This window comes from Caulobacter sp. FV2ps19, assembly GCF_058681035.1.
In genome coordinates, this window is record NZ_CM178729.1 from 1194037 (window position 1) to 1214527 (window position 20491).

Below are 20491 nucleotides of genomic sequence, written 5' to 3' on the forward strand. Positions count from 1 at the left end.
ACCCCTGCCTGAAGAGCTTTCCGTCATGGCCGACGACGCCGCCCACGCCGACATCCTCAACTCCACCGCCCAGGGCCAGCTGAAGAGCATCATTGAGCGCATCGAGCGCCTCGAGGTCGAAAAGGCCGAGGTCGCCGAACAGATCAAGGAAGTCTATCTCGAAGCCAAGGGCAACGGCTTCGACGTCAAGATCCTGCGCAAGGTGGTTCGCATCCTCAAGCAGGACCGCGCCAAGCGTCAGGAAGAGGACGCCATCCTCGACCTGTATCTGTCGGCGGTCGGCGCGATCTGAGGTCTTTATCCTTGGCCGGCGCGCGAACGCGCGCCTCGGGATTTTTGCGGGGTGCGGTTTGGCGCGGCTTGGGGAATAGTTCCCGTCGATGCGCGCCAAGCCCCCCGATCCTCGTGCCCAGGCCAAACGCTCCGCCCTGAACGCGCTCAAGCGCGCCAGGCGGGCGGCCGAGAAGAGCGGGATCGCCCTGTCCGATTGGGAGGGCGAGTTCCTGGGCTCGGTCACCGAGCGGGTCGAGACCTATGGCCGGGCCTTCGCCGATCCCGAAAAGGGCGGCCGGGACCAGGCCCTGTCGGCCAATCAGGCCATCAAGCTGAAAGAAATCGTCGCCAAGGCGAAGGGCGAAAAGAAGCCCATGAAGCGCGGGCGGGGCTTTGGCAGGCGCGAACGGCCTGGGCCCGCCGAGGTTGAGGCTGACGCCGACGACTGAAGCATTTTGCGGAAAAGTGGACGCCGGTTTTCCGCAAAAACGATGCGAAAACAAAAACCTGGAGCAAGGCGCGTGAGTCCTATTTCACGCGCCTTGCGCTAGGGCGCGATGGGTGTTGGTCGTGACGCAATCGTTGCGCAGGAACCCTTCGGGGGGACGCCGTGTTAAGTGTCGTGCTGCGCCCGACTTGGCCAGACGGTAACCATCGGCCTTCGAACATGTCCCCTGAAAATCTTACTGAAAAACAACGTTCGTCGAACCTTGTTAAGGTGTTGGTAACCGGCCGAGGCCGACACTAGGCCGCTCCAGTTACAGCTTAACTGAAACATAGAACGCTCGTCCGGTGGGGGCGACGTTTACCTCTTGCGCGCGTGGACCCTGATCTGCATCGGCGCTGGAATAACGCTGACAGTAAGGGACAGGCGCCAATGGCGACAACTTATGAATATCTCTTGCGAAGAAAGGCGGACCTAGAGGTCCGCATGGTTGAAGCCCAAAAGCGCGCCCTGGCGCCCTTTGAGGGTGAGCTGCGGGCGATCAGCCTGGCCCTGGGCGCCATCGAGCGCGCGGGTCTCGGCGAGGACCGTGTCACCGGGGAGCATGCCTCGTTCGCCAACGCCGCGCCAACCAAGCGCGGGCGGCGCAGCCGTTCGACCGGCGATATGATCCTGATGGCTCTGCAGCGCGGCGGCGCCGGCCGGGCCGTGTCTGAAATCGCTGAACAGCTTGAACGCCGCTGGAACCGGTCCGTCCCGGTGGCGACGATCACGCTGGAACTGCAGCAGCTCGAACTGGACGGTGTGGTGACACGCGGTCCGGCGGGTTGGAGCCGCGCGGCGGGCGCGGCCGCTGGCGATACGCCGTCAGCTGAAGACGGCGATATCGCCCAGGTGGCGTGACCCTAGGCCTGGCGGGGCGCCTGGCGGGGCGCCTTCCAAGGCTTGATCAAGGTTTTCAGACGTTGATCGCGCGAAACGGGGCGCAGGACGATGATCATCAGCCAGCCTCCTTCATATCCACATCGATGCCCTGCTCTCGCACCTTGCGATAGAGCGTGGATCGGCCGATGCCGAGACGGCGGGCCACTTCGCTCATATGGCCGGCATAGACGTCGATGGCGTGCTGAATCAGATCGCGTTCGATGTCTTCCAGAGTTCGCAGATGGCCGCGGTCATCCAGAATACGCACCGGCGCGTCGGCCGGGGCGCTGAGCATGGCTGCATGGGTGGCCTGCAGCACCGCCGGCAGGTCGGGTTGGCCGGCGGCGGGCGGCAGGGCCTCGATCGGGGCCGCAAGCCCCGAGATCGCCGGGAAGTCATAGGGCTGCAGATAGGGCGCATCGGCCAGAACAATGGCGCGATAGACCGTATTTTCCAGCTGGCGGACATTGCCGGGCCAGTCAAAGGCGGTCAGCAGGGCCAGGGTTTCGGGCGACGCGCCGATGACGCGCTTGCCCTCTTCCACGTTGAAGCGGCGGATGAACGCTTCGACCAGGGCCGGGACGTCCTCGCGACGTTCGCGCAGGGACGGGGCCTCGATCGGAAAGACGTTCAGGCGATAATAGAGGTCCTCGCGGAACCGGCCCTGGGCCACGGCCTGGGCCACGTCGCGATTGGTCGCGGAGACGATGCGTACATCGACCTTCTGCGAGCGCTTGGAGCCGATCGGGTCGATCTCGCCCTCCTGCAGGGCGCGCAGCAGTTTGACCTGCATGTCCAGCGGCAGCTCGCCGACCTCGTCGAGGAACAGGGTGCCGCCGTCAGCTTCCTTGAACTTGCCCAGATGCTTGTCGGTGGCGCCGGTGAAGCTGCCCTTCTCGTGGCCGAACAGGATCGACTCGACGAGGTTCTCGGGGATGGCGCCGCAGTTGACGGCCACGAAGGGCTTTCCGGCGCGGTCGGAGCTGCCGTGCACGGCGCGAGCGATCAGCTCCTTGCCGACGCCGCTTTCGCCGGTGATCAGGATCGGGATGGCGCTCTTGGCGGCGCGCTCGCCCATCCGCTTGACCAGGGTCATGGCCGGCGAGGTTCCGATCAGGTCGGCGAAGGTGGTCTTGCCGCCGGCCCGCTTGGTCAGGCGCTCGACCTCGCCCTTCAGGTCGCCCATCGACAGGGCGTTGCGGATCGACACGGTGATCCGTTCGGGGCTGGCGGGCTTGATGAAGAAGTCGGTGGCCCCGGCCTGCATGGCCTTGACCACGGTGTCGACGCCGCCGCTGGCGGTCAGCACGATCACGGGCTGGGTAAAGCCGCGGGCGCGCATTTCCTTCAGCGCGTCCTGGCCGCACAGGCCCGGCATCACCAGGTCCAGCAGGATGACGTCGACGGGCGCGCCGGAGGCCAGATGGGCCATGGCCGCGTCGCCGCTCTCGGCGTGCGACACGACGAACCCGTCGCGTTCGAGCACGGCCTGGATCAGGCGACGTTGAGTCGGATCGTCATCGACGACGAGAACCGTCTTGGACATAGGAAAACACCCATCATAACCGGCCGCGTCCAACGTGGGACAGGGCTCTTGTTGGTTCAGAGTGATACAGCAGGGGTGTAAAGACCGGGTTTCGGAGACGTGTCCGGGGCCTTAACGGACGCGCTTAACAGGGTCTCAACAGAGCGCCCCGCCGGGCGGTTGCCAGGCGCGCGGTTTGGCGATCATTGTTACGCCATGATCGACGACGCCGCCCTTCGCGCCCTGGCGCTGGACCTGCCCGAGGTTGAAGTGGGCGGCGACCCTTACGCTTTCTCGGTCGGCGGCAAGGGTCTGACCTGGGCCTATCTCGCGCGATCGGCGCCCAAGGCCAGGCGCGAGCGGGTTGCGGGTGTGATCGCCATCCGCTGCCGGATCGAGACCAAGGAGCTGCTGATCGAGGCCGCGCCGGATCGCTTCTTCACCGACGACCACTATCGCGGCTATCCGGCGGTGCTTGTCCGGCTGGCGCAGATCGACGAAGCTGAGCTGGGCGGACTTTTGCGCGAAGCCTGGCGGATCATGGCGCCCAAGGCGCTGCGCCGCCGAATCGAGTCGGTTGAGGGCGCCGAGACCTAGGTCGCGATCGGAGAGTCGATGTTTGTCGGACACTATGCCGCCGCGCTCGCCGCCAAGGCCGCTGAGCCCCGCGCGCCACTTTGGGGCTATGTGCTGGGCTGCCAGGCGCTGGACATCGGCTGGAGTGTGCTGGTGATGACGGGCGTTGAGCGGTTGCGGGTGGATCCGTCCCTGCCGGGCAGCGCGCTGATCCTGGATCACATGCCCTACACGCACAGCCTGCCGGCCGCCGTGCTGTGGTCCGTCGCGGTCGGACTGGTCCTGACCGTTCTGCTGAAGCTTCCGCGCTGGGCCGGGGTGATGGTCGGGCTGACCGTTTTCTCGCACTGGGCTACGGACTTCCTGGTTCACAGGCCTGATCTTGAGCTGTGGTTCGGCGGCGCCAAGGTGGGCCTGGGATGGTGGAACTACCCTGTGGCTGAACAGGCGCTGGAGATGGGTCTTCTGGCCATGGCGGGTTCAGTGTGGGGCTGGCGACGCGCGCGGGAAGGGCGGGCGTGGTGGCCGGCGCCGCTGTTCCTGGCCGCTTTGCTGACACTGCAGGTGTTCGCCATGCTGTCGCCGGCCGAGGTCGATCCGGTCGTTTTCGGCGGCAAGGCCTTGGCCGTCTATCTGGCCTTGGGCGCGGCGGCGTGGCTGACAGAGTTGAAGTCCGCGCGGTCTTGATCATTGCGCTCGGGCGGCCGTGGGCCATATCCCTGTGATCATGAACGCGCCCTTCAAGACCGCCGCCCTTCCCGAATGGAACCTCGCCGACCTCTATGCGGGCCGGGACGATCCGCGCATCGAGACCGACCTGGTCGCCGCCAAGGCCGCCAATGACGAACTGGCCTCCCTGGAGGGGCTGTTTCTGCAAGCGCGGGCCGAGCCCGAGCGCCTGGGTCTGCTGATCGATCGTGGCGTCCGGCTCTATGAGCAGGCCACCAACGGCCTGTGGAGCGTCGGGGCCTATGCGGCCATGGCCGCCTCGGTGGCGCGCGACGATCCGGCCTGGTCCAAGTTCGAGGCTGATCAGCGGGCCCGTTCGGCCGCGATCGCCGCCGACAGCCTGTTCTTCGCCCTGGAGCTCAACAGACTGGAGGACGCCGAGATCGCCGCGGCCCTGAAGGCCTGTCCCGCCGCCCAGCGCTGGGTCCCCTGGCTGCGTCGGGTTCGGCTGTCGCGACCCCACGAGGTGTCGCCCGACCTGGAACATTTCATCGTCGATCGAAGCCCGGCCGTCGCCAACTGGGTGCGGCTCTATGACGAGACCCTGGCCCGGCTGCAGGCCAAGGTCGGCGACGAGACCCTCACCCTGCCCGAAACCCTCAATCGTCTGTCGGACGCCGACGTCACGCGCCGCAAGGCCGCCGCCGACGGTCTGGCCGCCGCCCTGGCCGAGCGAGTTTCCACCCAGGCCCTGGCGCTCAACACCCTGGCCTTCGAAAAGCAGGTGGAGGACCGCTGGCGGCGGTTCAGCGATCCGGCCCAGTCACGCCACCTGTCCAATGAGGTCGACGCCGACGCCGTCAACGCCCTGGAGGCGGCGGTGGTCGAGGCCTATCCGCGGCTGTCGCATCGCTACTATGCCCTGAAGGCCAGGATCATGGGCGTCGAGGCGCTCGACTACTGGGACCGCAACGCCCCGCTCGACGCCGTCACGCCCCGCACCTATGGCTGGGACGAGGCCCAGGCCGTGGTGCTGGAAAGCTTCGAGACCCTGGCGCCGAAGTTCGCCGACGCCGCGCGCACCTTCTTCACCCAGCCCTGGATCGACGCCCGCCCCCGGGCCGGCAAGCAGTCTGGGGCCTATGCCCATCCGGTGACGGCCGATCGTCACCCCTATGTGTTCATGAACTTCATGGGCGAGCGGCGCGATGTGCTGACCCTGGCCCACGAACTGGGTCACGCCGTCCACCAGACCCTGTGCGCGCCGCTGGGCACCCTGCTGGCCGACACGCCCCTGACCCTGGCCGAGACCGCCTCGATCTTCGGCGAGGGTCTGGTGTTCGATCGCTTGCTGGCCGAGGCGACGCCCGACGATCGCCGCAAGCTGCTGGCCGGCAAGATCGAGGATGGCCTCAACACCGTGGTCCGCCAGATCGCCTTCCACCGCTTCGAACGGCGCTTCCATGAAGCCCGGCTGGAGGGCGAGCTGTCGCCCGAGCAGATCGGCGGCCTGTGGCTGGAGGCTATGGGCGAGAGCCTGGGTCCGGCGGTGAAGTTGAACCCCGGCTATGAGCACTACTGGGCCTATGTCAGCCACTTCTGCCACGCGCCCTTCTATGTGTACGCCTATGCGTTTGGGGATCTGCTGGTGCGCGGCCTGATGGAAAAACGCCGCGAGGACCCGGAAACCTTCGCGCCGCTCTATGAAGCGCTGCTCGCCGCCGGTGGGACCCAGACCTATGTCGAGGCGCTCAAGCCGTTTGGCCTGAATCCGCGTGAAAAGGCGTTCTGGGCGGCGGGGTGTGCGCAGCTGGAGCGGCTGGTGGACGAGTTTGAGGCGCTGGTTGGAAACTAAATCTCACTTCTCATCCCGGCCGCAGCGCAGCGGAGAGCCGGGACCCAGGGCCACCGCATCGGGCTTTGCCCCTGGGTCCCGGGTCGGCCTTCGGCCGCCCGGGATGACAAGATTATTGGGTCTTTGAATCATGGCTGACGACACCCGCGACCCCGAACGCGACCGCCTCTCCGGCCGCCTGACCCGCTTCGCCAAGGTCGGCGCGGGGCTGTCCGGCGCGGCCGTCAGCTATGGCGCCAACAGCCTGTTTAGCGGCGACAGCGCCGACGCCCGCAACGCCAAGGCCCTGCGCGCGGCGCTGGGCGGCCTGAAGGGGCCGCTGATGAAGGCGGCGCAGATGTTCGCCACCGTGCCCGACCTGCTGCCGCCGGAGTTCGCGTCCGAACTGGCCGAGCTGCAGACCAACGCTCCCGCCATGGGCTGGCCGTTCGTGCGCCGCCGGATGGCCGCCGAGTTGGGGCCGGACTGGCAGTCCAGGTTCCAGAGCTTCGAGCACGAGGCCTGCGCGGCCGCGTCTCTGGGCCAGGTGCACCGCGCCGTGGCGCCCGACGGCCGGGCCATCGCCGTGAAGCTGCAATATCCCGACATGCAGAGCGCGGTCGAAAGCGATCTGGGTCAGCTGAAGACCCTGTTTGCTTTGTTCAAGCGGATGGACGGCTCGATCGACCCGACCCAGATGATCGTCGAGATCGGCGACCGTCTGCGCGAGGAGCTCGACTACGGTCGCGAAGCCAAGCTGATGGCGCTGTATGGCGGCTTCTTCTCGGGGCGCGACGATATCCGGGCGCCCGAGCCGGTGCCGTCGCTGTCGACCGGCCGCCTGCTCAGCATGACCTGGATGGACGGGCAGGGACTTCTGGCCTTCAAGGACGCGCCGCAAGACACCCGCGACCGCATCGCCGCCCTGCTGTTCGAGGCCTGGTGGAGCCCGATGACCCATCTGGGAATCATCCATGGCGACCCGCACCTGGGCAACTACACCTTCGGCGGGCCGCAGGGCGGTGATGGCGCGGCGCATCTGAACCTGCTGGATTTCGGCTGTATCCGCATCTTCCCGCCGCGCTTCGTGGCCGGGGTGGTGCGGCTCTATCGCGCCCTGTCCAATGACGACCGGGCCGAACAGTTCGAGGCCTATCGCAGCTGGGGCTTCGCCAATCTCAATGACGACCTGGTCGATACGCTGAACGTCTGGGCCCGGTTCATCTATGGGCCGCTGCTGGACGACCGCGTGCGGACCGTCGCCGACGATACGCCCCCGGGCGAGTACGGCCGTCGCGAGGCCTTCAAGGTGCGCCAGGCCCTGAAGGAGAAGGGGCCGATCACCATCCCCCGCGAGTTCGTGTTCATGGACCGCGCCGCCATCGGCCTGGGCGCGGCCTTCCTGCATCTGGGCGCCCGCCATAACTGGAAGGCGCTGTTCGAGGCGTCGCTGGAGGGCTTCTCTGAGGAAGGGCTGGCCCAGCGGCAGGCCGCGGTGCTGGCGGCGGCGGGGGTGGTCTAGGCGCCGCTTTCGGTGTGAACTTGCGTCAAACGGCCACGGGAGATCCAAGCCATGACCCTGCAGTCCCAGGTGCAGCTGAAGATCCGTAAGCCGGTCGCCCAGGTGTTCGACGCGGTGGTCGATCACCAGAGGATGGCGGGCTATTTCATCGAGGTCGGCAGCGGTCCGCTGGTCGCCGGCTCGACGGTGACGTGGAAGTTTCCCGAGTTGGACGAGTCGTTCCCTGTGACCGTCGTCGAGGTCGCGCCGCACGAGCGCCTGGTCTTCGAGTGGGGCTCGGCGACCGGCGGCGATAACCGGGTCGAGTTCGTCTTCAAGCCGCTGAACGGCGAGGAGACCATGGTCCAGGTCAGCGAGTCCGGTTGGCCTGACACGGCCGCAGGCGTGAAGGCCTCGCAGGGCAACGCCGGCGGCTGGATGTTCATGCTCTCGGCCCTCAAGGCCTGTCTGGAGTATGGGATCAACCTGCGCGCCGGCGGCTTGTTCTAGGGCGCATGGTCCTCGTCCTTCGACAGGCTCAGGATGAGGACCATGGTCGAGGCCGGCATTCAAACCTCATCCTGAGCTTGTCGAAGGACGAGGTTTGGCCACCAGAGCATTTACCCCTCGTACTCGTCCAACAGCCTCTTCAACCGCTCGCCCTCGGGCTTGAGCACCAGGAAGTAGCGCCCGGTGTTCCAGCCGGCGCTGGCGGCCAGGGCGGCGCCGAACACCAACAGCATCTGCCCCATGTCGCGATCGCTGGTCTTGCCGACGTCGTGAAGCTGGTTCACGGCAAACAGCATGGGGACCAAGAAGACGGGCAGGCTCATCCAGAAGATCCGGCAATTGGTCCGCGCCGCGCGGTTCGAGGCCAGCATGGCCGCCAGGGTCTCGCGCACCGGCGATCCGCCCTCGCCGCGCCGACGCCGCATCAGCACGCCGGTGATCAGCAAGGCCGCCAGAACGATCCAGCAAACCGCCAGCATGCCCACCGCGCCCCATTCGCGGCCGAGGTCCGTCCCCCCATTCAGCACCGATCGCGCGGCGATGGCGGTGAACAGCGTCATCGCGGCTGCGGGGATCACGAACAGCAGCAGGTCCGCGCGACGGCGGGCTTTCAGAGTGCGCATCAGTTCCTCCATCAGAAAGGTCTGGGCCCTGGCGTCGGGCGTGTTGGCGTCCGAGCGCCAGGCCCGTTCGAGACGTTCAAAGTCCATGGTCGCGGTCCTCCACCAGGCTGGCGATCCGCTGCCGGATCCGGGTCAGGCGGGCCCCGACATTGGTCTCACTGAGGCCATGCAGTCGGGCGATATCCCCGTAGCTCACGCCGTCGAGCGACAGCAGAATCAGCGACCGGTCCACCGGCGGCAGAGTGCGGATCGCCCCGTACAGCCGGTCCAGCAGCCCGGCCTCTGGCTCGGCGCTGTCCAACTGGGCGCGCAGGGCCATCTCGGCCTCGATCGCCTCGCGCCGCCGACGACGGCGGGTTTCGCCGCGTTTCCAGGTCAGGGCGGTGTTGTGGGCCACCCGGTAGACGAAGGTCGCCGCCGCGCTACGATCCTGAAAGCGGGGGAGGGCGCTCCAGACCGCCAGCATCAGCTCCTGCATCAGGTCATGCTGGTCTGCGGGTTCGGCGAAGGCGCGGCTGATCCGGCGCAGGGCGCCCAGATGGGGCGCCAGCCAGTCGGCGAACGCCACGTCCCCCCGTCGCTTCTGATGCTGATCCGCGGCCATGGCCCATCCCGTGTTCGAGAAGGTTAGACGCCGCTCGCTCCTCTGTCCTTACAGGGCCGTCCTTACACGTCGTCAGGGAAGGGTTCCGCTTTGTTCAAACGGTCGTTAGGATTTGTCCCATGTCCGACGATCTCACCGACGCCCAAACCGCCGCCATTCCCGAGGGCTTCAGCCAGCTGAACTGGTCGCGCGGCTTTGGCCGCCAGATCGGGCCCTTGTTCGAGCAGCGCGGCGGGCCCGGCGATGCGCGCCTAGCCTTCCGGGTCGAGGAACATCACACCAACGGCCTGGGCAACTGCCACGGCGGCATGCTGATGAGCTTCGCCGACATGGCCTGGGGCAGGATCATCTCGCTGCAGAAGTCCTACTCCTGGGTCACCGTGCGGTTGATGTGCGACTTCCTGTCGGGCGCCAAGCTCGGCGACTGGGTGGAAGGGCAGGGCGAACTGATCGGCGAGGAGGACATGGTCTTCACCGTCCGCGGCCGGATCTGGTCGGGCGATCGCACCCTGATCACCGGCACAGGCGTCTTCAAGGGCCTTAGCCCCCGCAAGCCGCGTCCCGGCGAACTGGCCTTCAAGGACGAAGGCTGAGCATGGCCGACGATCAGACCCCCGCCCTTCCCGCGCCGCTGGCCGGCTTTGATGGCGCGCCGCCGCCGGCCCCGGCCTGGTTCGAGGCCGCGATCGCCCAGGCGCCCGAGCGCTCGGTGCTGTCGGTCGACGGTGTCGATATCGAGCTCCTGACCTGGGGCGAGATCGGCAAGCCGGGCTTGTTGTTCCTGCATGGCAACGGCGCCCACGCTGACTGGTGGAGTTTCATCGCGCCGTTCTTCGCGAAACACTGGCGGGTGGCGGCGATTTCCTGGGCCGGGATGGGCGGCTCGGGCTGGCGCGAGGCCTATTCGGCCCAGACCTTCGCCGCCGAGGTCTTTGCTGCGGTCGAGGCGGCGCAGCTGGAGGCGGGCGGCGTCAAGCCGATCCTGGTGGGCCATTCGTTCGGCGGCTTTCCCACCCTCTATTGCGGCGTCGAGCATGCCGACCGCCTGCGCGGAATCATCATGGTCGATTCCAGCATCCAGCCGCCCGAAAAACGTTGGAAGGGCCCGCCCAACCGCCCGGGCTTTGGCAACAAGGTCTATGCGACCCTGATCGAGGCCCTGGCGCGGTTCCGCCTGGCGCCGCCGCAGGGCTGTGAAAACCTTTACATTGCTGACTTCATCGCCCGCCGGTCGCTGAAGGAAGTCGAGGGCGGCTGGACGTGGAAATTCGACCCCGCGATCTGGCAACGGTTCTCGATGCCGGACCTTGGCGAACTTCTGACCCGCGTCGCCTGCCCTGCCGCTCTGATGTGGGGGGAGCGGTCAAACCTTATGCATGCTGAAACCTTGGACTATATGATCGATCAGATGCCCAAGGACGTACTGCTCGTGCCCATTCCGGACGCCGACCACCATGTGATGATCGATCAGCCCCTGGCCTTCGTGGCCGGGCTGCGTGGCCTGCTCGCCGGCTGGCGATGACTCGACCGTCCGAGCCTGGTTCCAGCGTCCCGGACGGGATGGTGATGGTCTACATGCCCGACCGGGGCGTGGGCGACTTGATGTGGCACCTGCCCACCCTGCGGGCCATCGCCGCCCGCGCCCTGGAGGGTAAGGTGCTGCTGGCCGCTCGCCCATCGAGCCGGGCGCGCGACCTGCTGGCCGGTGAGCCTTGCGTGGAAGCGGTCGACTATCTGGACTATCGCGCAGGAACCTTTCGGCGGCAGGTCGAGATTTTCGACTTCTACAAGCTGTGCCGCCGGCGCCGGCCTCGGTCGGTGTGGATCCTGGAAAAGATTGATCCTCCCGCGATCGGCGCAGCCCTGGCCGGCGTGCGCGAGCGGCGCGGCTTTGGTCTGGGTCATGGCCAGGAGCGCTGGCTGACCCACGGCCCCTATCTGCCCCGCGCCCTGCGGCCGGCTCACCGGATCGACAAGCTCGCGGCGTTCGAGGAGGCGCACGGCCTGAAGGTCGCCAGCCGCGAGCCGGCCCTGACGCCCGTGCCGGCGGCGCTGGAAGCCGCTCTCCAGCGCTTCGGCGACTTGCCGCGGCCCTGGGTCGTCTATGGCGTCGGCGCCAGCGAGCCGCGTCGCTGCTGGCCACTTGATCGCTTCACAAGTCTGAGCGCAGCGTTGTCGGATCTGGGCGGCGCCCACTTCTGGCTGGGCGGCCCGAGCGACAGCCCGGCTGTCGAGGTGGAACTGGCGCGCGCCGACCGCGGGACCATTAATGTCAATGTCTGCGATCTGAAGCTGGACGTCGGCGCGGCCCTGTTGTCGCGCGCTGATCTTTTCATCGGCAACGATTCCGGCCCGCTCAATCTCGCCGCTTCGGTAGGCATTCCGGCGATCGGCCTGTTCGGCGCCAGCCCGCCTCTGGAGTATTCGCGCTTCCTGCGGCCGATCGTCGGGCGCGGTAGCGGTATGGCAAGCCTTTCGGTTGAAAGTGTCACAGGCATAGCCCGCTTGAGCCTTTAGGCCTGCTGTTGTAAGCGGCGGGACGACTTTTCTTCTCCAACGAGGACGACGACATGGCCGGCGACTACCACCGCGGTGAAATGGATATCCACGAACAGGCCGCGACCTTCGAGGCGTTCGGCAAGATGTCCAAGTGGGGCTCGCTGGCGATCGCGGTCCTGCTGCTGACCATCACCCTGTGGTTCTGCACCTCGGCGGGCTTCCTCGGCGGCTTGATCCCGGGAGTTGTCCTGGCCGTTCTGGGCGTGGTGTTTCTGCGCGAAAAGCCCGCTTCCGCACACTGACACCGGTGGACATCGGCATAATTTCTCCCTGACGCGCGCGTAACGCCTCGACAAGAGGCAAGACTATCCCCTAAACAGCAGCGCAAGCTGACTGGGATAGCAGCGCTCTGGGAGAGGTATGCCGATGGCCGTCATCGCCGTGACGAAAGAAACCCGCGGGGGTGAAACGCGGGTCGCCGCCACGCCTGAAACGGTGAAGAAACTGACCGCCGCCGGCTTCTCGCTGGTGGTCGAGGCGGGCGCCGGCGTGGCCGCCGCCTATCCGGACTCCGACTACGAAGCGGCCGGCGCCAAGCTCGTAAAGACCGCCAAGGCGGCCATCACCGGCGCCGACATCCTGTTCAAGGTCCGCGCGCCCGAAGCCGCCGAGATCGCGGCGCTCAAGAGCGGCGCGATCGTCGCCGCCGCGCTCAATCCGTATCAGGATAAAGAGACGCTGGACGCCCTGGCCAAGGCGGGCGCCAGCGCCATCGCCATGGAATTCATCCCGCGCATCACGCGGGCCCAGGTGATGGATATGCTGTCCAGCCAGGCCAACCTCGCCGGCTATCGCGCCGTGATCGAGGGGGCGGAAGCCTATGGCAAGGCTCTGCCGATGATGATGACCGCCGCCGGCACGATCGCCGCCGCCAAGGTGTTCATCATGGGGGTCGGTGTCGCCGGCCTGCAGGCCATCGCCACAGCCCGCCGCCTGGGCGCGGTGGTCACCGCCACGGACGTTCGTCCGGCCACCAAGGAACAGGTCGAGTCGCTGGGCGCCAAGTTCCTCGCCGTCGAGGACGAGGAGTTCAAGAACGCCCAGACCGCCGGCGGCTACGCCAAGGAAATGTCGAAGGAATATCAGGCCAAGCAGGCCGAGCTGGTCTCCGCCCACATCGCCAAGCAGGACATCGTCATCACCACCGCCTTGATTCCTGGCCGGCCGGCGCCCAAGCTGGTCAGCGCCGAGCAGGTAGCCTCGATGCGTCCAGGCTCGATCATCGTCGATCTGGCCATCGAGCAGGGCGGCAATGTCGTCGGGGCCAAGCTGGGCGAGACGGCGGTCACCGCCAACGGCGTCAAGATCCTGGGCATCCCCAATCTGCCCGGCCGTATCGCCACGGACGCCAGCGCGCTCTACGCCCGTAACCTTCTCGCCCTGTCGGGTCTGTTCCTGAACAAGGAGGGGGGCTTCGCGCCCAACTTCGAGGATGAGATCCTCAAGGCCGCCCTGGTCACTCAAGGTGGCGAGATCGTCCATCCTTCGCTGAAGACCGCCTAGCAAACCGCATCGAAAGGGAGGCTCCCATGGAAGCCGTCGACCCCACCGTGTTCCGTCTGGCGATCTTCGTGCTCGCCATCTTCGTGGGCTATTACGTCGTGTGGAGCGTGACGCCCGCCCTGCACACGCCGCTGATGGCCGTGACCAACGCCATTTCCTCCGTGATCATCGTCGGGGCCCTTCTCGCCGCCGCCGCTCATGGCGGTTCGGGCGAAGCCGTCACCGGCTCGGTCTGGATCTCCAAGGGGGCCGGCGCCCTGGCCGCAGCCTTCGCGGCGGTCAATATCTTCGGCGGCTTCCTCGTCACCAACCGGATGCTGGCCATGTACAAGAAGAAGGACAAGGCCAAGTGAGCGGCTTCGCCACCCTGACCCTGGCGGCCCTGATCGTACTGATCATCGCCGCCGGCGTCTCCATGGTGCTGCCCCGCAAGAAGGCCGCCGGTAATGGCGCGGCCTTCGCGCCGGCCTTCCTGCTGATCGCGATCGGCCTTAGCGCCAACGCCATCGGCCTGCAGGCCGGGACCAGCGCCGCCGCCGACATCCTTCGCTGGCTCTCGCCCTTTGCCGTTGGCATGGGCGTGGCCCTGCTGCTCGCCAATTTGCGCGCCGAAAAGGCGCCGCCGTCCGGGGGGACCTCCGAATGAACGCCAATCTCGCCGCCATCCTCTACATCGTCTCCGGGGTTCTGTTCATCCTGGCTCTTCGAGGCCTGTCCAGCCCGGTCACCAGCCAGGCGGGTAACCGCAACGGCATGATCGGCATGGCCATCGCCGTCGGCACCACCCTGGCCACTCTGTGGAGCCAGGGCGCCTTGGACGTCGTCACCCTGGGTCTGATCATCGCCGGCGTCGCCGTCGGCGGCGGGGTCGGTGCGGTGATCGCCCGCAAGGTGCCGATGACCTCGATGCCGCAGCTGGTCGCCGCCTTCCACAGCCTGGTCGGCATGGCCGCCTGCCTGGTGGCGGTCGCCGCCATCTACACCCCCGCCGCCTATGGCATCCTGGGGGCGGACGGCCACATCCACCTCAACAGCCTGATCGAGCTGTCCCTGGGTCTGGCCATCGGCGCCGTCACCTTCACCGGCTCGGTCATCGCCTTCGCCAAGTTGAACGGCAATATGGGCGGCGCGCCGATCCTGCTGCCGGCCCGCCACGCGCTCAATATCGCCCTGGCCCTGGGCATCGTCGCCCTGGTCGCGGTGCTGGTGGCCTCGGGCGGCGCGGCGATCTGGGCCTTCTGGGGGATCTTCGCCCTGGCCCTGATCATCGGGATCACCCTGATCATCCCGATCGGCGGCGCCGACATGCCGGTCGTGGTGTCGATGCTCAACAGCTATTCGGGCTGGGCGGCGGCGGCTTTGGGCTTCACGCTCGAGAACACGACCCTGATCATTACCGGGGCCTTGGTCGGCTCATCGGGCGCGATCCTGTCCTACATCATGTGCAAGGCGATGAATCGCTCGTTCATCTCGGTGATCCTCGGCGGCTTCGGCGCCGCCGACGCCGTGGCCGGTCCCGGCGGCAAGGCGGAGACCCGTCCCGTCAAGCAGGGCAGCGCCGACGACGCCGCCTTCATCATGAAGAACGCCAGCAAGGTGATCATCGTGCCCGGCTACGGCATGGCCGTCTCCCAGGCCCAGCACATCCTGCGCGAAATGGCCGACAAGCTGAAGGAGGAAGGGGTCGAGGTGAAATACGCCATCCACCCCGTCGCCGGCCGCATGCCGGGCCACATGAACGTGCTGCTGGCCGAAGCCCACGTTCCTTATGATGAGGTGTTCGAGCTGGAAGACATCAACAGCGAATTCTCGACGGCAGACGTAGCCTTCGTGATCGGCGCCAATGACGTCACCAATCCGGCCGCCAAGACCGACCCGACCAGCGCCATCTACGGCATGCCGATCCTGGATGTCGAAAAGGCCCGAACGGTTCTCTTCATCAAGCGCGGCATGGCCTCGGGCTATGCCGGGGTCGAGAACGAGCTGTTCTTCCGGGACAACACGATGATGCTGTTCGGCGACGCCAAGAAGATGGTCGAGGGGATCGTGAAGGGGTTGTGAGCCTTCCGCCTCTCGACTGATGCAGATGAAGCAAAGGCCTCAGGTGATCCTGAGGCCTTTGTTGTTTTCGGTTTTGGGGTGTTGCCGAACTCACCGTTGGGCCGTCTCGACGGGAACGGCTCGGGCGGCGACTTTCAGGGCCTTGCGTTGCGAGGACGAGAGCTGGCGATCGACTTCCAGGCGGACCGCGACCCGGCAGTCGTTGAACGACATGTCCAGCTGGTTGTTGCGGGCCTTGGCGCTGCACAGGTTTTTGGAGGCGGTCTCGACGCGGGCCTTGAATACGGCGGCTTGGGCGGGGTTGGACAGGGTCAGGTCACCGACCGGGATCCGGGCTTGCAGTTCGCCGGCGTTGGCCGCTTGGGTCAGGCCCAGGACCGGAATGGCCGCGAGGCTTAGGCTGGCGACGGTGGTGAGGCTCATGATGAACTTGCGCATTTGAAGACTTCCCTCTTTTTGGCGCTTCAGTGCGCCCCATGTCCAAGGGTTTACTTTCGAGTGCTTCTGAAGTCCCGTTACGTCTCAGTCATGACGTCGAATTCAGAGAGTTACGCGGAGTTAATTCTCTAAATTTGTGGCAATGTTCATTAAGGCTTTGATCTGCCCTCGCCGGCCTTTGGCTCGGCGCGACAGGGTGTCGCAGGCCCCTGGAGGCGATCCAGACCATTATATCGTCGCGATAGAGCGCTTTTCCCGTCGTATCATTTGTTTGGCGCGAGAGATGAGTGGATGCTTCTGGCTAGGCCAAGCAGTGTTGAGTTTCGGCGGCCTGGCCCCGCGCCATTTGGGCGCGCATTGGCGATCCATTTGTTGAGAACATTTGTATAGCGGGCGCTTCGGCGGCGGCTTTGCGCGTTTCATCTGGGTGGAGTGCCGGATTGGCGACGCGACATGGCGCATCAAGAGGCCCGGCTACGCCCGCCTTTGGCTGGGCTGGGCCAGGCCAAATCCGCCGATTCATGATCACGAAAGGTCGATATGGGATCCACAGCGCCCTCGCTCGGTCCTTTAGGCTGACCGATCGCCCTCGAGGACGCGGATTGTTGACGACCCAGACCCTTGCTGCTCGGCCGCCCTATTCTCGTATCTGCTTCATTGCCCTGGTGGGCGTCATCGCCATCCTGGTCGCACTGAACGCGGGGGCGGCCTTGCAGGCGCAGGCGGAAGAGTCTGCCAATTCCGCCCTCCCGGTGATCGAGGCTCCGGTCTTCGAGGTCCAGCCGCCACCGCCGGCTTTTGTTTTCGACACCCCTTTGCCGGGTCGCGAGGTCAATTCGCCATTCGGCTTGCGCCAACTGCCTTGGGAAGAAAACGGCCGTCTCCACGAGGGCGTCGATATCGCCGCGCCGGTCGGATCGCCGATCAAGGCCGCGACGGACGGTGTGGTTGTGCGCTCGGGCGTCAGCGGCTCCTACGGCCGCTATGTGGAGATCGCCCACAAGGATGGCTTCCGCACGATGTACGCGCATCTGGGGGCCGCTGCGCGGGGTGTGAAGCCCGGGGTCTATGCCGAGCGAGGCCAGACCATCGCCTATGTCGGCAATAGCGGCCGCTCGACCGGCGCCCATCTGCATTTCGAGCTGCGACGCCGGGGCAAGCCGCTGAACCCCGCCTTCTTCCTGGGCCGGACCTTTGCTGAAGCTGAGGATCTGCCGCTGCGGGCCGCAGGGCGCGTATCGCGCAAGGTGCGGATGGCCACGGTGTCGGCCTGGCCCGAGGGCATGAAGGCGGCCCGCACCAAGGGTGGCCGCGCGAGGGCGGCAGCTAGCGACAGCTAAATAAGGACTTCGACGCGTCACATTCGATCGGTAAGCTGACGACCATGCTCAAGGTCCTTGGTCGCGGTTTCGCCAGTGTCGCTCTCTTCTTCGTCGCCTTTATCGTCCTGGGCGGCGCAATGAGCGCTTCCGGGGCGCCGCGCCCGCGGGGCCTGATGGTCCAGATCGAACCCGGCCGAAGCCTGCGCCTGGTTTGTGAGGGCCCGAAAAGCGATCGCCCGGTTGTCTGGCTGGAGGCCGGCGCCTTTGGCTTCGCCGCCGACTGGGGCGCGACCCAGGAGGCCCTGACCGCCGCCGGCTGGCGCTCCTGCGCCTATGACCGGGCGGGCATGGGCTATTCTCCGCCCGGACCGGCGCCGCGTGACGGCCTGGCCATCGTTTCAGACTTCGAAAAGCTGGTCGCCGCCTCGGGCGAGCCGGGCCCCTATATCCTGGTTGGCCATTCGATGGCGGGCCTGAGGCTGCGCCAGTATGCGGGCCATAATCCGGGGCAGGTGGCGGGGCTGGTGCTGGTGGACGCCGCGACGCCCGAATCGGCGTCCAACCCTCGCATGGCGGGCTTCATCAAGGCCTTCTCCGCGGCGTCGCGCTGGGCGGCGCGGAGCGCGTCTGTCGGGCTGTTCAAGCCGCTGGCGCTGACCGGCCTGGGCGACAAGATCGGACTGCCGGCCCAGGCCAAGGCGGAAAAGCGCTGGGCCTTCGCCGATGGCCGGCACAATCGCACCGCCGCCGCCGAGGTCGAGCTGTGGCCGCAATCCTCGGCCCAGGCCGAAGCCCAGCCGTCCTATGATCCTAAATGGCCGCTGGCCGTGGTCACCGCCGGGCCCGTGAAAGGCCATGAGGCCTGGAAAGCCCTGCAGGCGGCCCCCGCCGAGGCGTCGCGCCATGGCATGGTCGACCATGTCGAGGCCGCAACCCATACCCGGCTGTTGGGCCAGGCCTTCGCCGACCATATCGTGCGGGCCGTGGCCTTCGTCGCCCAGGCCGACAAGGGATAGCCGACAAGGGATAGGGCGGCCGATCGCGTCGCCGATCGCGTCAGAGTCCAGAAACGACGAAGGCCGCGCGGCAAGCCGCGCGGCCTTCAAGTCTTCAGCACGACAGGCGGTTGAGCCTACCGGGCGCCGACCGGCTTCTTCGGCATCGGGATCAGGCCTTCACGCTGGGCGCGCTTGCGGGCCAGCTTGCGGGCGCGGCGAACCGCTTCGGCCTTTTGACGGGCGCGCTTTTCCGACGGCTTCTCATAGTGCACGTGCCGCTTCATTTCGCGGAACGAGCCTTCGCGTTGCATCTTCTTCTTCAGGGCCTTGAGGGCCTGATCGACGTTGTTGTCGCGGACGAAAATCTGGACCAGGGGTCTCTCTCCATTCGACGGCCCGACCAATGTCCCGAGTCCCTCTCAGGGGCCGGGCGGGCGAACAAAACCTGATAAACCCGGAAGGGGGGCTTCCGGGAAACGAGGGGCGGCTGATAGCAGAGCGAATAGGCTCTGTCCATGCGCGACGCGGCCTAAACCACGGTGTAGACTCGGATTCATGAGCAAAAGCGCGCCAAGCGGAAACGAGAACGGAAGCAGCTGGGCCGACGAGGCCGAGCAACGGGTGCTGGACGAGGCCGTGCGCCTGGCGCCGGCGACGGGCTGGAACGCCCGTCTGACCGAGCGCGCAGCCCAGGCGGCGGGCCTGTCGCCGGGCGAGACCCAGTTGCTGCTGCCCGAAGGGGCGCGAGATCTGGCCGCCCTGCTGTCGCGGCGCCATGACGCGGCGGCGCTCGACAGGCTGGCCATCCATGATCCGGGCGCGATGAAGATTCGCGAGAAAATCCGGGCCGGCGTCGTCGCCCGACTCGACGCCGTGGCGGCCGACAGCGAGGTCATGCGCGCCCTGGCCGCCTTCATGGCCTTCCCGACCAACCTGGCTTTGGCCCTGCGTCTCACCTGGGAGAGCAGCGATGTGCTGTGGCGTTGGGCTGGTGACACCGCCACCGACGAGAATCATTATTCCAAGCGCGCCATACTGTCGGGCATCCTGGTTTCGACGATGGTCGTCGACAGGGCCTCGGGCCGCGAGTCGGCCCTGGCTCACCTGGACGCCCGCATCGACAACGTCATGGCCTTCGAGAAGTGGAAGGCCGGGATCAAGCCGATGGACCTGGCCAGGGAGCTGGCTGTGGCCCTGGCGAAGGTGCGGTACCGGTGAGGACACCCTTTCCCTTTGATGGGGGAAGGGAGAAGGCATGGGTTTCCGGCTTCACGCGATCACTCGCTGAAGGGATGGGAAGGGCCGCGGAGCGTCCGGGCCTCGCCCGGAATATTGAGTTTTAAGTACCGTTTCGACGAAGACGAACGCTCCGCGCAGCCGTTATTCGGAAGCATCGCCGGGATTGGCGGGGTTTTAACCCGCTCCGGTAGCTAGGCCCCCGACGGGCAGGGTGTTGGCGCACCCTGGACCGCATGAGCGATTTCAGCCCATGCCTGTCGCACTCTTCGAACCTTGGCCGCCTGGGTTTTCGTCCCGATGTTGCAGGGAACCTGTCCAGATCTGTCGCCAAGGCGGTCACTCAAGACCCCCGATGAGCGCTACCCGCTCGACCACCCCTGCCAGTCGCAACGGTCGCCGTACGTGCGCCCTTCCCGTGCTGTCAGGTGAGATTGATTATGCGGCCGGTTTGAACGCGGAGCATTGGCGCGCTCGTTTTAGTTTCAGAGCGTTGAATGGGTTGAGGTTTGTTTCGGAATCGACGGGGATAAACTGCGCCCAATCCCCGTACCTTTCGTCATTCCCGCCTTCAAATGAGAGGATACACCGGTACCGACAAAGCCGGTCGCCAGCGCCGGAAGCGAACATTTCCATCGTCTGTTCGGGGTGAAGTCGGACCTAAATCCCTCCCCCTTGATGGGGGAAGGGAGTCCCCATGGCGGGAATCCCTCATGCCGCCGCAGGTGCGGGAGGGGCCCCGGGCGCGCGCCCTTCGCCGGCGTCTCACGGGTCAGCTGAACCAGGGGGGACGCCACAAGGGCGGGAATGACGGTTGGGTTTGGGGGCGGGGACGGGCGGTCGCCTTGACCCGGCCGGCAGGCGCGGTTACCCGCTTGGGCCTGCCGAAG

At 66.5% G+C, this 20491-nt stretch carries 24 protein-coding genes; 19 read left to right on the plus strand and 5 right to left on the minus strand.

Features of this window, described 5'->3' with window-relative positions; translation table 11 throughout:
• Positions 1 to 25: 25 nt before the first annotated feature.
• The 3 genes from gapR (at position 26) to ACW18B_RS05765 (ending at position 1621) form a co-directional block, all read left to right on the plus strand.
• Positions 26 to 292 (plus strand): nucleoid-associated protein GapR, encoded by a 267-nt coding sequence (gene gapR, locus ACW18B_RS05755; RefSeq protein WP_492050295.1) that lies wholly within the window; start codon positions 26 to 28, stop codon positions 290 to 292.
• Between the two features lie 88 nt (positions 293 to 380).
• A complete protein-coding gene (locus tag ACW18B_RS05760; protein WP_492050297.1) occupies positions 381 to 722 on the plus strand; it encodes a hypothetical protein in 342 nt (113 codons plus the stop codon).
• A 482-nt stretch (positions 723 to 1204) separates the two neighbouring features.
• Positions 1205 to 1621: a hypothetical protein gene (locus ACW18B_RS05765; RefSeq protein ID WP_492050299.1), complete on the plus strand. Its 417-nt coding sequence runs from the start codon at positions 1205 to 1207 to the stop codon at positions 1619 to 1621.
• A gap of 97 nt (positions 1622 to 1718) precedes the next feature.
• Here ACW18B_RS05765 and ACW18B_RS05770 read toward each other — a convergent pair whose 3' ends face one another.
• Positions 1719 to 3188 carry a sigma-54-dependent transcriptional regulator gene (locus ACW18B_RS05770; RefSeq protein WP_492050301.1) on the minus strand — a complete coding sequence of 490 codons (1470 nt, stop codon included), beginning with the start codon at positions 3186 to 3188 and terminating at the stop codon, positions 1719 to 1721.
• Between the two features lie 195 nt (positions 3189 to 3383).
• Between ACW18B_RS05770 and ACW18B_RS05775 the strand changes: the two genes are divergently transcribed.
• From ACW18B_RS05775 to ACW18B_RS05795, 5 genes are all read left to right on the plus strand, one after another.
• Positions 3384 to 3764 (plus strand): MmcQ/YjbR family DNA-binding protein, encoded by a 381-nt coding sequence (locus tag ACW18B_RS05775; protein WP_492050303.1) that lies wholly within the window; start codon positions 3384 to 3386, stop codon positions 3762 to 3764.
• A gap of 18 nt (positions 3765 to 3782) precedes the next feature.
• Positions 3783 to 4430, plus strand: coding sequence for a hypothetical protein (locus tag ACW18B_RS05780; RefSeq protein WP_492050305.1), 648 nt, complete (start codon positions 3783 to 3785; stop codon positions 4428 to 4430).
• A gap of 40 nt (positions 4431 to 4470) precedes the next feature.
• Positions 4471 to 6267 carry a M3 family oligoendopeptidase gene (locus tag ACW18B_RS05785; protein ID WP_492050306.1) on the plus strand — a complete coding sequence of 599 codons (1797 nt, stop codon included), beginning with the start codon at positions 4471 to 4473 and terminating at the stop codon, positions 6265 to 6267.
• A gap of 130 nt (positions 6268 to 6397) precedes the next feature.
• Positions 6398 to 7768, plus strand: a complete 1371-nt coding sequence (locus ACW18B_RS05790) for an ABC1 kinase family protein (RefSeq protein WP_492050308.1) — start codon at positions 6398 to 6400, stop codon at positions 7766 to 7768.
• 51 nt (positions 7769 to 7819) lie between these two features.
• The gene (locus tag ACW18B_RS05795; RefSeq protein WP_492050310.1) at positions 7820 to 8257 is read left to right on the plus strand and encodes an SRPBCC domain-containing protein; all 438 of its coding nucleotides are present in this window, start codon (positions 7820 to 7822) and stop codon (positions 8255 to 8257) included.
• A gap of 110 nt (positions 8258 to 8367) precedes the next feature.
• Here the strand turns inward: ACW18B_RS05795 and ACW18B_RS05800 are convergent, their stop codons facing one another.
• On the minus strand, positions 8368 to 8967 hold the full coding sequence (locus ACW18B_RS05800; protein ID WP_492050312.1) for a hypothetical protein: 600 nt from the start codon (positions 8965 to 8967) through the stop codon (positions 8368 to 8370).
• On the minus strand, positions 8957 to 9484 hold the full coding sequence (locus ACW18B_RS05805; RefSeq protein ID WP_492050314.1) for an RNA polymerase sigma factor: 528 nt from the start codon (positions 9482 to 9484) through the stop codon (positions 8957 to 8959). The genes ACW18B_RS05800 and ACW18B_RS05805 overlap by 11 nt, the downstream gene beginning before the upstream one ends.
• Before the next feature lie 119 nt (positions 9485 to 9603).
• Here ACW18B_RS05805 and ACW18B_RS05810 point away from each other — a divergent pair, with 119 nt between their 5' ends.
• The 8 genes from ACW18B_RS05810 to ACW18B_RS05845 all read left to right on the plus strand — a co-directional run bounded on the left by ACW18B_RS05810 (position 9604) and on the right by ACW18B_RS05845 (position 15607).
• Positions 9604 to 10077, plus strand: a complete 474-nt coding sequence (locus ACW18B_RS05810; RefSeq protein ID WP_492050316.1) for a PaaI family thioesterase — start codon at positions 9604 to 9606, stop codon at positions 10075 to 10077.
• A 2-nt stretch (positions 10078 to 10079) separates the two neighbouring features.
• The gene (locus tag ACW18B_RS05815; RefSeq protein ID WP_492050318.1) at positions 10080 to 11006 is read left to right on the plus strand and encodes an alpha/beta fold hydrolase; all 927 of its coding nucleotides are present in this window, start codon (positions 10080 to 10082) and stop codon (positions 11004 to 11006) included.
• A gap of 44 nt (positions 11007 to 11050) precedes the next feature.
• A complete protein-coding gene (locus ACW18B_RS05820) occupies positions 11051 to 12001 on the plus strand; it encodes a glycosyltransferase family 9 protein (RefSeq protein WP_492050320.1) in 951 nt (316 codons plus the stop codon).
• 53 nt (positions 12002 to 12054) lie between these two features.
• Positions 12055 to 12285, plus strand: a complete 231-nt coding sequence (locus ACW18B_RS05825; RefSeq protein WP_492050322.1) for an aa3-type cytochrome c oxidase subunit IV — start codon at positions 12055 to 12057, stop codon at positions 12283 to 12285.
• A gap of 118 nt (positions 12286 to 12403) precedes the next feature.
• Positions 12404 to 13546, plus strand: a complete 1143-nt coding sequence (locus tag ACW18B_RS05830; protein ID WP_492050324.1) for a Re/Si-specific NAD(P)(+) transhydrogenase subunit alpha — start codon at positions 12404 to 12406, stop codon at positions 13544 to 13546.
• Between the two features lie 26 nt (positions 13547 to 13572).
• Positions 13573 to 13899, plus strand: a complete 327-nt coding sequence (locus ACW18B_RS05835; RefSeq protein WP_492050325.1) for an NAD(P) transhydrogenase subunit alpha part 2 — start codon at positions 13573 to 13575, stop codon at positions 13897 to 13899.
• Positions 13896 to 14192 (plus strand): hypothetical protein, encoded by a 297-nt coding sequence (locus ACW18B_RS05840; protein ID WP_492050326.1) that lies wholly within the window; start codon positions 13896 to 13898, stop codon positions 14190 to 14192. The genes ACW18B_RS05835 and ACW18B_RS05840 overlap by 4 nt, the downstream gene beginning before the upstream one ends.
• Positions 14189 to 15607, plus strand: a complete 1419-nt coding sequence (locus tag ACW18B_RS05845) for an NAD(P)(+) transhydrogenase (Re/Si-specific) subunit beta (protein ID WP_492050328.1) — start codon at positions 14189 to 14191, stop codon at positions 15605 to 15607. Before ACW18B_RS05840 ends, ACW18B_RS05845 begins: the two co-directional genes overlap by 4 nt.
• A 90-nt stretch (positions 15608 to 15697) precedes the next feature.
• Here ACW18B_RS05845 and ACW18B_RS05850 read toward each other — a convergent pair whose 3' ends face one another.
• On the minus strand, positions 15698 to 16045 hold the full coding sequence (locus tag ACW18B_RS05850) for a UrcA family protein (protein WP_492050330.1): 348 nt from the start codon (positions 16043 to 16045) through the stop codon (positions 15698 to 15700).
• A gap of 605 nt (positions 16046 to 16650) precedes the next feature.
• Here ACW18B_RS05850 and ACW18B_RS05855 point away from each other — a divergent pair.
• Together ACW18B_RS05855 and ACW18B_RS05860 are read left to right on the plus strand one after the other, a co-directional pair.
• On the plus strand, positions 16651 to 17385 hold the full coding sequence (locus tag ACW18B_RS05855) for a M23 family metallopeptidase (RefSeq protein WP_492050332.1): 735 nt from the start codon (positions 16651 to 16653) through the stop codon (positions 17383 to 17385).
• Positions 17386 to 17429: 44 nt separating this feature from the next.
• Entirely contained in the window at positions 17430 to 18383 is a 954-nt protein-coding gene (locus ACW18B_RS05860) for an alpha/beta fold hydrolase (RefSeq protein WP_492050334.1), read from the plus strand.
• Between the two features lie 116 nt (positions 18384 to 18499).
• On the opposite strand, the gene rpsU is transcribed toward ACW18B_RS05860, so the two are convergent.
• Positions 18500 to 18739 (minus strand): 30S ribosomal protein S21, encoded by a 240-nt coding sequence (rpsU, locus tag ACW18B_RS05865; RefSeq protein ID WP_085953736.1) that lies wholly within the window; start codon positions 18737 to 18739, stop codon positions 18500 to 18502.
• A gap of 181 nt (positions 18740 to 18920) precedes the next feature.
• Here rpsU and ACW18B_RS05870 point away from each other — a divergent pair, with 181 nt between their 5' ends.
• Positions 18921 to 19583 carry a COQ9 family protein gene (locus ACW18B_RS05870; RefSeq protein ID WP_492050336.1) on the plus strand — a complete coding sequence of 221 codons (663 nt, stop codon included), beginning with the start codon at positions 18921 to 18923 and terminating at the stop codon, positions 19581 to 19583.
• The last annotated feature ends 908 nt before the right edge of the window (positions 19584 to 20491 follow it).